The 14,105-nt window shown below is 62.6% G+C and carries 13 protein-coding genes; 8 read left to right on the top strand and 5 right to left on the bottom strand.

Going from position 1 to position 14,105, the window contains the following annotated elements; translation table 11 throughout:
• Positions 1-44: 44 nt before the first annotated feature.
• From F6X42_RS12015 to F6X42_RS12005, 3 genes are all read right to left on the bottom strand, one after another.
• Positions 45-1,085 (bottom strand): ABC transporter substrate-binding protein, encoded by a 1,041-nt coding sequence (locus tag F6X42_RS12015; RefSeq protein WP_187634423.1) that lies wholly within the window; start codon positions 1,083-1,085, stop codon positions 45-47.
• Between the two features lie 124 nt (positions 1,086-1,209).
• Positions 1,210-2,595 (bottom strand): sensor histidine kinase, encoded by a 1,386-nt coding sequence (locus F6X42_RS12010; RefSeq protein WP_187634422.1) that lies wholly within the window; start codon positions 2,593-2,595, stop codon positions 1,210-1,212.
• Between the two features lie 2 nt (positions 2,596-2,597).
• Positions 2,598-3,275 (bottom strand): response regulator, encoded by a 678-nt coding sequence (locus tag F6X42_RS12005; protein WP_187634421.1) that lies wholly within the window; start codon positions 3,273-3,275, stop codon positions 2,598-2,600.
• A gap of 292 nt (positions 3,276-3,567) precedes the next feature.
• On the opposite strand from F6X42_RS12005, the gene F6X42_RS12000 reads away from it, so the two are divergent.
• The 8 genes from F6X42_RS12000 (at position 3,568) to F6X42_RS11965 (ending at position 12,278) form a co-directional block, all read left to right on the top strand.
• Positions 3,568-4,587: an ABC transporter substrate-binding protein gene (locus F6X42_RS12000; protein ID WP_187634420.1), complete on the top strand. Its 1,020-nt coding sequence runs from the start codon at positions 3,568-3,570 to the stop codon at positions 4,585-4,587.
• A 43-nt stretch (positions 4,588-4,630) separates the two neighbouring features.
• Positions 4,631-5,425: an ABC transporter ATP-binding protein gene (locus F6X42_RS11995; protein WP_187634419.1), complete on the top strand. Its 795-nt coding sequence runs from the start codon at positions 4,631-4,633 to the stop codon at positions 5,423-5,425.
• Positions 5,426-5,441: 16 nt separating this feature from the next.
• A complete protein-coding gene (locus F6X42_RS11990; protein ID WP_187634418.1) occupies positions 5,442-6,305 on the top strand; it encodes an ABC transporter permease in 864 nt (287 codons plus the stop codon).
• A gap of 285 nt (positions 6,306-6,590) precedes the next feature.
• Positions 6,591-8,066 carry a tetratricopeptide repeat protein gene (locus F6X42_RS11985; RefSeq protein WP_187634417.1) on the top strand — a complete coding sequence of 492 codons (1,476 nt, stop codon included), beginning with the start codon at positions 6,591-6,593 and terminating at the stop codon, positions 8,064-8,066.
• 54 nt (positions 8,067-8,120) lie between these two features.
• Complete coding sequence (locus F6X42_RS11980; RefSeq protein ID WP_187634416.1) at positions 8,121-8,603, top strand: glycoside hydrolase family 108 protein; 483 nt, start codon at positions 8,121-8,123, stop codon at positions 8,601-8,603.
• Positions 8,603-9,295, top strand: a complete 693-nt coding sequence (locus tag F6X42_RS11975) for a hypothetical protein (protein ID WP_187634415.1) — start codon at positions 8,603-8,605, stop codon at positions 9,293-9,295. The genes F6X42_RS11980 and F6X42_RS11975 overlap by 1 nt, the downstream gene beginning before the upstream one ends.
• Positions 9,296-9,445: 150 nt before the next feature.
• Positions 9,446-10,990, top strand: a complete 1,545-nt coding sequence (locus tag F6X42_RS11970; protein WP_187634414.1) for an alkaline phosphatase family protein — start codon at positions 9,446-9,448, stop codon at positions 10,988-10,990.
• Between the two features lie 973 nt (positions 10,991-11,963).
• Positions 11,964-12,278, top strand: a complete 315-nt coding sequence (locus F6X42_RS11965) for a DUF4148 domain-containing protein (RefSeq protein ID WP_187634413.1) — start codon at positions 11,964-11,966, stop codon at positions 12,276-12,278.
• Positions 12,279-12,559: 281 nt separating this feature from the next.
• Here F6X42_RS11965 and F6X42_RS11960 read toward each other — a convergent pair whose 3' ends face one another.
• Positions 12,560-12,808, bottom strand: coding sequence for a hypothetical protein (locus tag F6X42_RS11960; protein ID WP_187634412.1), 249 nt, complete (start codon positions 12,806-12,808; stop codon positions 12,560-12,562).
• Positions 12,809-12,992: 184 nt separating this feature from the next.
• Complete coding sequence (locus tag F6X42_RS11955) at positions 12,993-14,039, bottom strand: phytoene/squalene synthase family protein (RefSeq protein ID WP_187634411.1); 1,047 nt, start codon at positions 14,037-14,039, stop codon at positions 12,993-12,995.
• Positions 14,040-14,105: the final 66 nt, after the last annotated feature.

Raw genomic sequence — 14,105 nt, 5'->3', positions numbered from 1 at the left:
CCGATCCTTTTGTGCTCGAAGCAACCCGCGCGGTCAGCCCGCTTTCAAGGCTTCACGTCATTGACGAACTGATTGGTAAACGTGCGCGACAGGTCGATATGCCGCCCGATCACCGCCGGATTGAAACTCGACAGTACCTTGAGCACCGTCTGCGGACCGTCGGCGGGCATCTTGCCGTCGACGGTGTACATCGGCAGCGAGGCCTGCAACGCGCTGATATACAGCGCCCTGTCATTGCCGATGTCTTCGTTTGGCATCTGCGCGGCGATCTGTTCCGCGCTATGGGTGTGCATGTAGCGCAACGTTTTGACGAATGCACGCGCGAGTTTCGCGGCTTCGTCGGGATGCGCGTCGAGCCACGTGCTTTGCACATAGAGGCTCGACGCCGGATACATTCCCCCGAGCGCGGCGCGCGTGCCGTCGACATTGCGCATGTCGACCAGTACTTTCGCATCGCCCGCTTTCAATAGTTGAGTGACGGTCGGCTCGGTCGTCATACCCGCGTGAATGCGTCCTTGCCGCATCGCCGCGATGAAACTGCCGTCCGCGCCGACCGGCAGCAGCCTGTATTGCGTGGACGGCACGCCCGCGCGCTGCGCGAGGTATTGCGTCAGAAAACTCGTCGACGAGCCGAGCCCGGTTACGCCGAGCGTTTTGCCGCGCACGTCGGCCATGCTGCGGATCGAATCGGCCGATTTCGCCGCGACCAGTTGCACTTCACCGGGCACCTGGCTGAACACGACGATCGTCTTCACTTCCTTGCCGCGAGTCTGCAGATCGATCGTGTGATCGTAGAAGCCGACCACGCCCTGCACCGCGCCGGCGAGCATTTCGTTTTCGCCGTCGATGCCGGTCGGCTGTGACAGCAGTTCGACGTCGAGCCCTTCCGCCTTGAAATAGCCGAGCTGTTCGGCAAGCCGCGCCGGCAGGTAAATCAGCTTGTTGATGCCGCCCACCATGATCGCGAGTTTCTCTGGCGCGGCGGCTTGCGCAGGCGTCGCGAGTCGCGCGAGCGCGCCCAACGCGAGCGACGCCGCGACGGCGGCATACGCCGCGCGCGAGAAACGCGTCAGGGGAAGCTTCATTGCGGGTGTCTCCGTCATCTTGTCTGGGCGCCGCGCGGGTCGCCTGCCCGTGATTCTGAAGGGGCGAACCCTTCTCGATGCTTTCAGCGCGGTGTATGTTGCACGAACCTCGGGTTTATCCCGATCACTTCGGTGCCGCGCGTGGAAATGTCACGGCGATATGCACGCCCTTGCCGCCCTCGCCCGACTTCAGCGCGATCTCGCCGTGATGCGCGTCCGCGATTTCGCGCACGATCGCAAGGCCGAGGCCGGTGCCCTCGGTATCCGTCGACGCCCGAAAAAACGGCTCGAACACGCGGCTGCGCGATTCGGCCGGAATGCCGGGGCCGTTGTCGGTCACGCTCACGGTAACCGTATCGCCATCGGCATCTGCGCTCACGGCAACCGTCACGTGACCACCGCAGCCCGTATAGCGGATCGCGTTCTCGGCGAGATTCGCAACCAGTGCCAACAACAGGCCGCGATGTCCGAGCACCGGCGCCGCGCCGTGCAATTCCGCGCCCAGATCGATTTCACGCGCCTGCGCGAGCAGCCCGAGATCTTCGACGACCTCCATCGCGAGCGGCACCAGATCGACGCTTTCCAACGCCAGTTGCGAGTAGTCGGCGGCCTCGGCCTGCGCGAGCAACAGCAGCTTGTTGGTGAGACCGACCATCGAGCGATTGCTGCGATGCATCGCGGCAAGCGCCTCGTCGAGTGCCGGATTGAGGCCTTCCTGCTGCCGCGCGAACTGCAATTGCGTGCCTAGCAGCGTGAGCGGCGTGCGCAACTGATGCGCGGCGTCGGCAATAAAGCGCCGCTGCGCGGCCACCTGCACGCCGAGCCGCGCGATGCACTGATTGATCGCATCGACGATGGGCCGCAGTTCCGTATGCAGACGCTCGACGCGAATCGGTTCGAGCTGCATCGGATCGCGGTCGGCCACCTCGTCTTTCACCTTCATCAAGGGCCGCAACTCGAATGTGAGCCCGATGCAAACCAGTGCGACCGCCAGCGCGATCATTTCGAGCTGGCGCACGAGTTGTGGCCGCCATAGCTGTTGCGTCATCGCGTCGCGCGAGCGCACCGTCTTGCCGACCGTCACGCGCACGGGGCGCGCCGCGCCGTTGTCGTACATGAGCCGCACGATGTCGACGGCGCGCACCTGTTGGCCGTGCAACTCCGTGTAGTACGAGTCCGGCACGTCCGGCGCCAACAGCGGACGCCGCGGGAAATCAGGCGTACCCGCGAGCAGTTGTCCATCGTCGACCCGCACGCCATAAAACACCTGGTCGCGATACGGCGACGCGAAGATCTCCAGCGCGGCGGGCGGCACATCGACACGCAGAAAGCCGTCGCTCCATTCGATCTCGCCCGCGATCATCCGCGCCGACGCGACCAGCTGATTGTCCTGCACGAGATTCGCGGTGCTGCGCGCGTTGTCGTACTCGGTCTTGCCGGTCACGAACACATAGAGCGCGAGCGGCACGAGCAGCCACCACAGCAGGCGTATGCGCAGGCTATTGGCCATCGTTACTGGTCGTCTTCCTTCTTGCGCAGCAGATAGCCGAGCCCGCGCAGCGTGACGATCGCGGCCGAGCTGCCGTCGAGCTTCTTACGCAGACGGGAAATGTAGATCTCGACGGCGTCCTCGCTCGGCTCGTCGGCGAGCGTGAAGATCGCATCGACGAGCGCGGGCTTCGTCACGGTCTTGCCGAGGCGCAGGATCAGCGCTTCGAGCACCGAACGCTCGCGCGGCGTCACGTTCAGGGGCGCGCCCTTCAGCGTGAACTGGCGCGTGTCGATGTCGAACGACAAATCGCCGCACACCACCTCGCTCGCTTTCGACGGCGACTGCCGGCGAATCGCCACCTTGATGCGCGCAATCAGCTCGCGCACTTCGAACGGCTTCACCAGATAGTCGTCAGCGCCAGCGCCGAGCAGTTCCACCTTCTCGTCGATGGAGCCGCTGGCGGTGAGGATCAGCACCGGCGTCGCGTCGCCACGCTGACGCAGCCGGCGCAGTACGTTCTTGCCCGAGAGCTTCGGCAGGTTCAGGTCGAGCAGGATCACATCGTAGTGATTGGTGCGCAGCAGGCGGTCGGCTTCGTCGCCGTCCTGCACGGCGTCGAGCGCGAAAGCTTCCTGCTCCAGCATCTTCGCGAGCCAGTGCGCAAGTGTGGGGTTGTCTTCGATCAACAGCAGCTTCATGGCGGCAACGGCAAAAGTCAGGCCGTCGATTGTGCCTTAAAACAAGGAGTCTGCGCGCATGCTGTGCGGTTTGCCGCATATGTACAGCGCCTGCCGCGAGCGCGGCGGCGATTCCGGCGCACTGTCGGGGCATTGGTCGGCGCATTGGTCGGCGCATTCTCGGGTTAACACCCATGGTTTGCCCCAAACCCCGAAAGCTGGCAGAAGGTTTCGCGTTTCTATAATCGGTGCCATTGACCCAGAAAAGCGCCGCGCGCCACAGTCGCGGCGACCAACCTAAGGAGACTGCTTCATGCGTACCTTGCGCCAGATTGCCGCTGTATCAGGTGTTGCGTTCGCGCTTGCCGCCGCTTCGGCCGCCGCTCACGCCGAGAAGATCACGATCATGGTCGGCGGCGCCACCAAGATCATCTATCTGCCGGCCAAGCTCACCGAGCAGCTCGGCTACTTCAAGGACGAAGGCCTCGACGTCGAGATCCTGTCGCAGCCGGCCGGTGTCGATGCGGAGAACGAACTGCTCGCGGGCGCGGTGCAAGGCGTAGTCGGCTTCTACGATCATACGATCGATCTGCAGAGCAAGGGCAAGGAAGTGCAGGCGCTCGTCGTCTTCGGCCAGGTGCCGGGCGAAGTCGAAATGGTCTCGACGAAGGCGGCCGATTCGCTGAAGAGCATGGCCGACGTCAAAGGCAAGACGCTCGGCGTGACCGGCCTCGGTTCGTCGACGAGCTTCCTCACACAGTACCTCGCGCAGCGCGCGGGCGTGCCGTCGACGCAATACACGATGTTGCCGGTCGGGGCGGACAACAGCTTTATCGCCGCCATCAAGCAAAACCGCATCGACGCCGGCATGACCACCGAGCCGACCGTCTCCCAACTGCTGAAGACCGGCGACGCGAAGGTGCTGGTCGACATGCGCAACGTGGAAGGCACGCGCGCCGCGCTCGGCGGCACTTACCCCGCGTCGAGCTTCTACGTGCAGCGCGCGTGGGCCGAATCGCACAAGGACGAGGCCGCCAAGCTGTCGCATGCGTTCGCGAAGACGCTGAACTTCATCGCGACGCATAGCGCCGAGGACATCGCCGCGCAGATGCCGAAGGACTACTACGGCAACAACAAGGACCTGTACGTGAACGCGCTGAAGGCGTCGCAGCCGATGTTCACGAAGGACGGCAAGATGCCCGCCGACGGCCCGGATACGGTGCTCAAGGTGCTCTCCGCATTCAATCCTTCGGTGAAGGGCAAGCATATCGATCTTGCCAAGACCTACACCAACGACTACGTGTCGGCGCCGGTCAAGACCGCGTCGAAGTAACCAACGCTTCCTTAATATTCACAGCACTACGAGGCACCCGCCGATGAATCAACCTATGTCACGCGAGACGCCTGCGATCGAAATGCGCAACGTGTCGTGCCGTTTCATTTCCCCGGACGGCAAGGCCACGGTCGCGCTGCGCGACTTCAGCATGTCGGTGGCACGCGGCGAGTTCGTCGCGGTCGTCGGCCCGACCGGCTGCGGCAAGTCCACCACGCTCAGCATGATCACCGGCTTGCTGAAGCCGACCACCGGCGAAGTGCGCGTGATGGGCGCGCCGGTGGACGGCATCGATCCGCGCATCGGTTTCGTGTTCCAGGCCGATGCGGTGTTTCCGTGGCGCTCGGTGATCGATAACGTCGCGGCGGGTCCGCTCTATCGCGGCCGCTCGAAATCGGCCGCCTACGACGAAGCGAACGAATGGCTGCGCCGCGTGGGCCTCGACAAGTTCGGGAATCACTATCCGCATCAACTGTCCGGCGGCATGCGCAAACGCGTCGCACTTGCGCAGACCTTCATCAACAAGCCGGAAATCCTGCTGATGGACGAGCCGTTCTCGGCGCTCGACATGCAGACGCGCACGTTGATGCAGGACGAGTTGCTGCAATTGTGGGGCGGCGCCGGCTCGGTCGTGTTCGTCACGCACGACCTCGAAGAGGCGATTGCGCTCGCCGACCGCGTGTTCGTGCTGACCGCGCGCCCGGCCACGCTGAAGAAAGTCTACGAAATCGATCTGCCGCGACCGCGTGTCACGTCGGAGGTCCGCTACGACTCACGTTTCATCGAAATTTCGCGCGATATCTGGCACGACCTGCGCGAAGAAGTGCAGATCGGTTAATCAAGGAATGGCAAACATGTCTACACCCTCTCAACAGATGATGCCCTCGGGCATCGACGCCGCTTCGCTCGCTCACGTCGAGCGAATCGCGCAGAAGAAGATCCGCCAGCGCCACGTTCTGGTGATTTCGCTGCGCATTCTCCTGCTCGTGGTCGTGCTCGGCGGCTGGGAACTGTCCGCGCGCCTGAAGTGGATCGACCCGTTCTTCTTCTCGATGCCAACCGAGATCTTCGCGCAGATCGTCGACTGGTTCGTGAACGGTACGTCGCAAGGGCCGCTGCTCACCCAGGTGTGGGTCACGCTCGAGGAAACGGGGCTCGGCTTCATCATCGGTTCGATCGGGGGCATCTTCTGCGGCATCGTGCTCGGCCGCAACAAGCTGCTCTCCGACGTATTCAGCCTCTACATCAAGATCGCCAACTCGATTCCGCGCGTCGTGCTCGGCTCGGTGTTCGTGATCGCGCTCGGACTCGGCATGGCATCGAAAGTCGCGCTCGCTGTCGTGATGGTGTTCTTCGTCGTGTTCGCCAACGCGTTCCAGGGCGTGCGCGAAGCGGATCGCTACATGATCGCGAATGCGCAGATTCTCGGCGCGTCGCGCCGTCAGGTGACGACCTCGGTGGTGATTCCGTCGGCGCTGAGCTGGATTCTCGCGAGCCTGCACGTGAGCTTCGGCTTCGCGTTGGTCGGCGCGGTGGTCGGCGAGTTTCTCGGCTCGAAGCAGGGCATCGGTTTGCTGATCTCCACCGCGCAGGGCGCGTTCAATGCCAGCGGGGTGTTCGCGGCGATGATCGTGCTGGCGGTGGTGGCGCTGGCCGCCGACTATCTGCTGACCTCGGTGGAGAATCGATTGTTGAAGTGGCGACCGAGTTCGGTTTGAGTCGCGGCGACGCGGGTCGCCAAAAAAGTTCTCTTTCAGGAATGCCGCTCAGTCTGCCGGACTGAACGGCATTTTTATTCGCTAGCCGCTTATTCTGTCTCCCGCCGACAAACGCTTTGCGCGAATACGTTTGCGGCGGAGCAACACTTCTTTCTTTCCAATCCCTCACCATAAGCCAACAGGCGGCTACCAGCCAGTTCCGCCAGCTATGGCACGCTCGATGCATACCCACCGCGCAAGTCAGGCGATTGCCAACATCGATCGCGGCTCGAAGCGAGGTGGGTCATGTCGAGTGTACACAGTCAACGCCGATCGACGAACGGGTACAGCCGCCCGTTCATGCGCGCCAACGCAGCGAATCGCCGCCATCGTCCTCATTCGAGCGGATTCGTGCTGTTCGGCTTGCACACCGCCGGTGTGATCGGCCGCGGACCGAAGCGGCTGTGGCCGTATGTATTGCCCTGGGTGTTCGCCATCCTGACGATCGGCTTCTTATGCCTCGTCGTGCGCGGCGTGCTCACGCGTCAATTGCTGGTGCCGCCGGTCGCATCCCCGCAAACGCTCAGCGAACGTGGCTATACGTCGAACTTTCTCGCCGAGCGGATCATGTCGGCGATGAAGGAAATCGGGCAGGACGCCGAATCGATTCCGCACGACACGATGACCGGCAACGATGCGCAACCGGACATCCAGATTCCGGGGCAGGAGATGTCGTACGCGTCGACCGTGCGCTTCCTCAAAGGTGTCCTCAAGCGCAACGATGTCGCCGTACACGTCGGCATTACGAAGACGAATAACAGCGCGGATTCGTACGCTGCGCACGTGCAGATAGAAGGCGGCCCATTCAACGCCCGCGAGAGTATGGTGACGTTCGAAGGGCGCGACCTCGAGAAGTTCGTGCGCGACATTGCGGTCATGGCGATGCGCCTCGCCGAACCGAACATCCTCGCCAGTCATCTTTTCACGCAGGTGCAAAAGACCAAATGCTCGGTCGCGCATTGCGACTATCGCGAGATCGTCGGCATCTATGACGAAGTCCTCGCGCTGCCCGCCTCGGAGCAAGCCGAATGGGCGCTCGCGGGCAAGGCGTGGTTGCTTAACAGTCAGCGGCGGTCGAAAGAAGCCGAGCAGCAGATCCGCGAAGCGTTGACCCAGCACAAGCACTCGGCGGTGCTGCGCGCGAGTCTGGGCATTGCGCTCGAACAGCAGAACCGCATCGACGATGCACTGAAGGAACTGCGGGCCGGCGCGAACGAAAAGTCGCGCACCGCCGAAAACCTGCGGCTACTCGGCGATGTGTTGTTGCATGCGAACCGCGATCGCGAAGCACTCGACGCATTCAGCAAGGCCGCCGACCTGAAGCCCGACTCCGTCGACACGCTGCACGACTGGGCCGAGGCGCTGGTCAAAACCGGCCACGACGACGATGCGATCGACAAGCTCTCGCACGCTGTCGCGTTGCGTCCCGATCTCGCTCCGTCCTTTGTGGAATGGGGCCGCGCGCTGGAACACAAGGGCGCGCTGCCCGAGGCGGCGCGCAAATACGCGCAGGCATTGCAGCTCGACGCCAGCACGCTGTCGGCGCACGAACGCGAGCTCGCGCGCTCGGCGGGCGCATCGCCGGACGCAGACGACACGCAGACCTCGAGGCCCGACCTGCGCGTCGAGCCCGTTTCGAATCCAATGATGACGCCGTATCCGCTCCGGGCATCGCTCGATACGGTGCGCGACGCCGGAGGGCAAGCGATGCAAGCGGCTTGAGCCGCGCGCATTGCCGATTTCAGTTGTCGGCACAGCCGAAGAGGAGACAGATCGATGGACAGCTTCGAAGACGCATTCAAAGCCTTGATCGGAAACGAAGGCGGATACGGCTTCAATCCGGCCGATCCGGGCGGCGAAACGATGTGGGGCGTGACGGCGCGCGTCGCGCGCAGCGAGGGCTATAACGGCGCGCTGAAAGACCTGCCGCTCGATACCGCCCATCAGATCGCCAAGCGCAGGTACTGGGACCCGTTGCATCTCGACGAACTCGATCCGCGCGTGGCCTTCCAGATTTTCGATGCGAACTACAACGGCGGCCTCGTCGTGCTGTGGATGCAGAAAGCTTCCGGCGCGAGGGAAGACGGCAAGTTCGGCCCCGACACGCTCGATGCGGTCAAGAACGTCGATCCGATGAAGTTCGTGATGCGCTTCGCCGCGTATCGCCTGCGGTACCTGCGCAACCTGCATTCGTGGCCGAATTTCAGCCGCGGCTGGACCGAACGCATGGCAGCCGATCTTCTCCTGGGAGCAGCATGATGGACTGGTCTAAAGTAGCGACGAACATCAACAGCACCGCCCCGCTTCTCGCCGGGCTCGTGGGTGGTCCGGTCGGCCTCGGCGTGACCGCTGCCGCCGCGATCATCTCGCACGCACTCGGCACGCCGAGTGATCCGACCTATGTGGAACGCGCGTTGAACGACCCCGGCGCGCTCGAAAAGATTCGCCAGGCCGAAAACGCCAACTCGCTGCAATTGCAGCAGTTGATGGTGACGGCGGCGCAGTCGAGCCTCGCGCACGAAAGCGACATGGCCCGCATCGCCACGAGCGACATCGCAAGCGCACGCGCGATGGCTGTTGCCAATCGCGACTGGGTGCCGAAGGTACTCGCGATGGCGGTCACCACCGGCTTCTTCGGCATTCTGCTGCTGATGGCGTTCCAGCCTCTGCCGGGCACCAACAAGGATCTCGTCAATGTGATCGTCGGCGCGTTGGGAACCGCGTGGATCAGCATCATCGGCTATTACTTCGGCACGTCGGTCGGCTCGAAGCGCAAGACCGAGCTGCTCGCGAAGCCGAGTGTGCCGGTCACGGCCGATAGCGCGTTGACGCTGCGCGAACCGGCGTCGCAGTCGGGTTCGCCCGCACCGGCGGCGGCAGCGCCGTCCGGCGACACGTTCCCGTCGTTCGCGCCGGGCGCTCAAGGTCCGATCTTCTCGGGCGGCAGTTGAGTCGATCCTACGTTAAGCGAATCAAGCACGTGACGAAATACGCTGAGCGTCGCGCGCAGGGTCGTCTGGAAGCGAGGCTCTTTCGCAAGCGCGCGTTTTACGCTAACTTTGCAACGCGAAGTCCATCCCGTCCCGAGTGGAGCAATAAAAATGAGTGGCGTCGAGCAGAACGCGCAGAACGATGCGATCGAACACGTCGTACTGCTGCTGATGGAGAATCACTCCTTCGACCAGATGCTCGGCTGCCTCGACGCCGTGCACGACAAGCTGGACGGCGTGCGCAACGCGGCCGGCAAATTGAACGCCGACGGTCAAGGCAACGCCTTCTATCCGCGTGAGACGCGCGAGCGGCAGATGAAGCACGATCCGAATCACGAGCACAAGGCCGTGATGGAACAGATCGCCGCGGACAACAGCGGCTTCGTGCGTTCGTTCGTGAACGGCTATCCGAAGAGCAGCCTCGCCGCCCGGCAAGACGTGATGGGCTATTACCCGCTCGGCTTTCTGCCCGCGCTGCACACGCTCGGTTCGCAATTCACCGTGTGCGACCGGTGGTTCTCGTCATTGCCGGGGCCGACGTGGCCGAACCGTTTCTTCGCGCTGACAGGTACGTCGAAAGGCGAGATAGAAATGCCCGCGGGACTCGCCGGGCTCAACCCGCGCTGGTACACCGAGCAGGATCAGGACACCATCTTCGATCGGCTGAATGTCGCGCACAAAACATGGAGCGTCTACTTCTACGACTTCCCCGCTTCGCTGCTGCTGAAAAACCAGCGAAGCGCGGAAAACCTCGCGAATTACCGCTCTTTCGACAGGTTCTTCGAGGACGCAGCGGGACCCGCCGATCGATTTCCGCACTTCGTACTGATCGAGCCGAAGTACTTCGGCGAAGCGCAGAACGACGATCATCCGCCGCATAACATCATGAAGGCGGAGAAGCTGATCGCGGATACCTACAACGCGCTGCGCTCGAATCAGGCGCTGTGGGAGCGCACCTTATTGGTGATTCTCTACGATGAGCACGGCGGTTTCTACGATCACGTATCGCCTCCGGCCGACGCCGTCGCACCCGACGAGCACACTGCAAGCTTCGATTTCAAGCGACTCGGCGTACGCGTTCCCGCGATCCTGGTGTCGCCGTGGTGCGAAGCTGGCGTGTGCAACGAACGATTCGATCATTGCAGCTTGCTGAAGCACCTGTGCGACAAGTGGCAAATGCCGCCGCTCGGCAAGCGCACCGAGGCGTCCGCCAACATCGGTGTGGCGATTCGCCGTGGCGGCGGCGCGCGAACCGATACGCCGGCGTTTATTCGCGTGCCCAATCAATCGCTGATTGCGGAGCACGTCGAGCTGGAGCGCAAATCGTCGAACGGCAATCAGCATGGCCTGCATCATTTCGCCGACTATCTGCACGCGGAGCTGGACCGGCTCGCCGCGGAGTCGGTCGAGGCGGCCGCGCAACTGGCGCGCACCGGCAACGCTTGGGTGCGCTTCAAGAGCGCGCTGGGCTCGCTGATGATGAGTGTCGGCCAGTGGCTCAGCAAAGACTTCTACGACGCACGCGACCAGCGCGATGCACGCACGAGTCAGGCGTTCACACGCTTGCGGCAATCGGTTCGCGGCGCGACGCCGGGCATCGCCAGAAACGATGCGCAAGCAACGGCCTCGTCCGTCAGTCCGGTGTCGGAGAAATAGCACTCGGCAAAGCCGCTGGCAGCGCAAAGCGTTGTCGGATGCCGGAGTTCATGAAATCGGGACTCTGGATTTCTTCGACTATTCCAATAGCTCTGACGCAGTGCACGGTTGGCCGTCACGGTATTGGTGAAACCGAAAATTTCGGGTGGGGACCGCCGCAGCGCAGCGCCGCCGGCTATTTTCCCGGCGACAAGCTTCATCGGCGGACAACGGCCAGCTACGGTCGTTCGCGTCAAGTGTCCAGATCGTTGCCAATCGCTGTTTGACCGCACAGGACCGGTCAGTGTCGGCAATTCCCGAGATCACTTCTCTGTATGCCACTCTTCATTCTCGATGGGCGAGCGCGCCTATCTTGCTTGTTAGGGCGGGAGAGGTTTTGAAAATCTGAGCAACAGATTGCAGCCGGCTTCCGCCTTTGCCAGACGCGAACGGCTGGTCTGGTCTCGGAAGGCCTGATTGGGCGGGTTCACCGCGCCTCCGGTCATGCAGTGCGTTTAAGCGCACCGAGTGCGGCCCCCATAAGCCTTGGCAACTTTGAATCGACCTTACCAAGGCAGCCCTTCCACACGGTTGCGAACGCTCGCATCCCATTGCCTCCCAGAACCTTCGCGACTTCAGCGGACTGTCTCGATTGTTCAATCTTTCCAAGGCGGCGGTTGAATAGAGAGGGGTTTCAGTTGTAGCGTCCTTGAACTTCATGCAACCAACGGCGACTTGACTCTCCGAAGAATCGTTGAGGTTTCGGTATTCCGACTGACCGCTGGGGGTCGATTTGAGGCAATCGCGGACCACCTTACTCCCGCAAGGGATGTCAGTATTAACCCTAAAGGTTCCGCGCTTTTATATCAAATATCGCAATAAACATTGCCTATATCGCCAGTTACTCTGTCCAGCTCACCAATCTACAATGCAATCACTGACTACGAACAAGCAAGTTCGCAGCAACAAAAACCCTGAACTGGAGGTAAGTATCATGAAATCGCTAATTCAAGCCGTTGTCATCGCCGTCGCTATCGCCGCTCCGGTCGCTGCGTTTGCGCAAGCCAACCAGCCCGTGACCCGCGCTCAGGTACGCGCCGAACTGGTCCAACTCGAACAGGCCGGCTATCAACCTGGTCACGCCGACCCGCACTACCCGGCTGACATCCAGGCTGCGCAAGCCCGCGTCGACGCGCAAAACGGCGTCGGCCAGGCCGCTACCGGCTTCGGTGGTGTGGAGAGCGGTACGTCGCAATCGAGCCATGCGGCTCCGACGGTTGGCCCGAAGTCGGTCTACTTCGGTCATTAAGCGGCAGGCAGCAAGCGGCTCGTTAAGCTCAGCAGTTGTGTCGCCCGAAGCCGTACGGCGGCGACCCGAACCGCCAGCGCTTCCGAACGGCGCGTCCTTGCGACGCGCACCCCCGATTCAAAATGAACTGGCCCGCAGCTCGGGTATCTCCGAGCGCGGGCCAGTTCATATGTGGTTACCTCCGTCATCGGGCTCCCGATGACTTCGCCCGGACCTTCACGGTCTGGGCGCTTTTTCGCGGCGCTCCACGTGCGCCGCGACGAATCTGTAGCTGCCGGCGCTCAGTCGCGCGCGATCAGATTGCCGACCTGGCCGCGCCCGGTCACGAGGCAACTCGACAGGAAGCTCTCGCTCTGCGCGCTCGCGCCAGCGTCACCAAAGCCCTTTTTCAATGCATCGGATTTGACGAGCGCCGCGCCCTGGTGACACGTCATCGTGCCGACCTCGCCCGCCTGCGCACGCATCAACGCCCGATCCGCCATCAAATAGCCAAGCAAAAGCACCAACGCAATATTGAACGCCTGTCGCATGGGTCGTCTCCTTTTCGAAGAGACTAACGCGAAGCGCGAATGCAGTGGCCTAGGGCTTTCCCGATTGCTGACTATTCAATGATCAAGCACAAACCGCGGGCGCTGCGTGCGATTCGTAGTGCGTTGAAGCGATTCGGTTTTATTCGATGCGCGTAGCCGTGCGTGCAACCGTAGGCGTTTACGCCTACAGCCGCGCCGCGATTCGCGCGATGCGGCTATTGATCGCATTTCGCATGAGCACATTCGACGGCACCAGCAGCAGCGACGACGCGATGATCCGATACACGCGATGGCGCGTCACCTTCGACACTTTCGCCGGATCGAGCCATGCGTCGTTGTCCGCGAGCAGCAGCAAGGTGTCCAGGCCGATCAGGATCGGCCACAGGCAGGCGAGCCGCAAGCGCACCGCGCTCGCCGGAATCGCGAGCGTATAGTCGAGCGCCGCGCGGAAATGATCGAGGGTCTTGCGCAGAAGCTCGGCGAGCAGCGGCCGCGCGCGCAACGAATTGGCCGATTGCAGCAGATCGCGCGCGTTCAGACCGTGGCGCTCGAGCATGCTCTGCGGCAGATAGCAGCGGCCGATGCGCAAGTCTTTGCCGCAATCGCGCAGCACGTTGGTCATTTGCAATGCCTTGCCGAAACGCACGCCACGCTGCTTCATCGTGTCGGGCTGTTCTTTCAGCGTGCCCGGCATGTGCGCGTAAGTCATCGTGGTCCAGAACTCGCCGACGCACCCCGCGACCAGATACGTATAGCGATCGAGTTCGTCGTATTCGCGCAGCGCCGCGATCTGGCCGGAGCGTTCGTCGGGGTACGTGCGCAAATCGAATTCCATGCCTTCGGTCAGTGTGGTGACGATCGCGCGCACCGCGTGGCGGTCGGACTCGCTCAGTTGTGCGAGCGCGTCGAGTGCGGGGCTCAACGATTCGAGCAGCAGCTTTTCATCCGACTGTGCCTGTTGATCCGCGAGTTCCGTGGCGATGCGCTGGAACGGCGCGCTGTCGACGGCCACACCATTGACCTGATCGCGCAGCGCGAGCAGCAATTCGAGGCGTTGACCCGGAGCAATCAGCGAGGTGTCCGCAATCGTATCGGCCGCACGCGCGAGCAGATACGCGAGGCCGATCGGATCGCGCATGCCGATGGGCAGCACGCGCAGCGTCAGATAGAAGGAGCGTGAAACGCCTTTCAGGAGCGGGCCGAGAAGGAAGGCCCGGGTCGGTTCCGGCATGGGTTGGGTTGGATTGGTTGGCAAATAGGCGGGGAAAAGCCCGCGGTGATCAGGCGCTGCCGTATT

Source organism: Paraburkholderia podalyriae, from assembly GCF_014397785.1.
GTDB classification, from domain to species: Bacteria; Pseudomonadota; Gammaproteobacteria; order Burkholderiales; family Burkholderiaceae; genus Paraburkholderia; species Paraburkholderia podalyriae.
Note: the sequence above shows the minus strand (reverse complement) of the source record. Positions and strands in the feature narration are given on the sequence as shown.

Excerpts from the sequence above, each read along its gene's own strand:
- F6X42_RS12015 (WP_187634423.1), bottom strand. The coding sequence starts at position 1,085 with ATGAAGCTTCCCCTGACGCGTTTCTCGCGCGCGGCGTATGCCGCCGTC.
- F6X42_RS12010 (WP_187634422.1), bottom strand. The coding sequence starts at position 2,595 with ATGGCCAATAGCCTGCGCATACGCCTGCTGTGGTGGCTGCTCGTGCCG.
- F6X42_RS12005 (WP_187634421.1), bottom strand. The coding sequence starts at position 3,275 with ATGAAGCTGCTGTTGATCGAAGACAACCCCACACTTGCGCACTGGCTC.
- F6X42_RS12000 (WP_187634420.1), top strand. The coding sequence starts at position 3,568 with ATGCGTACCTTGCGCCAGATTGCCGCTGTATCAGGTGTTGCGTTCGCG.
- F6X42_RS11995 (WP_187634419.1), top strand. The coding sequence starts at position 4,631 with ATGAATCAACCTATGTCACGCGAGACGCCTGCGATCGAAATGCGCAAC.
- F6X42_RS11990 (WP_187634418.1), top strand. The coding sequence starts at position 5,442 with ATGTCTACACCCTCTCAACAGATGATGCCCTCGGGCATCGACGCCGCT.
- F6X42_RS11985 (WP_187634417.1), top strand. The coding sequence starts at position 6,591 with ATGTCGAGTGTACACAGTCAACGCCGATCGACGAACGGGTACAGCCGC.
- F6X42_RS11980 (WP_187634416.1), top strand. The coding sequence starts at position 8,121 with ATGGACAGCTTCGAAGACGCATTCAAAGCCTTGATCGGAAACGAAGGC.
- F6X42_RS11975 (WP_187634415.1), top strand. The coding sequence starts at position 8,603 with ATGGACTGGTCTAAAGTAGCGACGAACATCAACAGCACCGCCCCGCTT.
- F6X42_RS11970 (WP_187634414.1), top strand. The coding sequence starts at position 9,446 with ATGAGTGGCGTCGAGCAGAACGCGCAGAACGATGCGATCGAACACGTC.
- F6X42_RS11965 (WP_187634413.1), top strand. The coding sequence starts at position 11,964 with ATGAAATCGCTAATTCAAGCCGTTGTCATCGCCGTCGCTATCGCCGCT.
- F6X42_RS11960 (WP_187634412.1), bottom strand. The coding sequence starts at position 12,808 with ATGCGACAGGCGTTCAATATTGCGTTGGTGCTTTTGCTTGGCTATTTG.
- F6X42_RS11955 (WP_187634411.1), bottom strand. The coding sequence starts at position 14,039 with ATGCCGGAACCGACCCGGGCCTTCCTTCTCGGCCCGCTCCTGAAAGGC.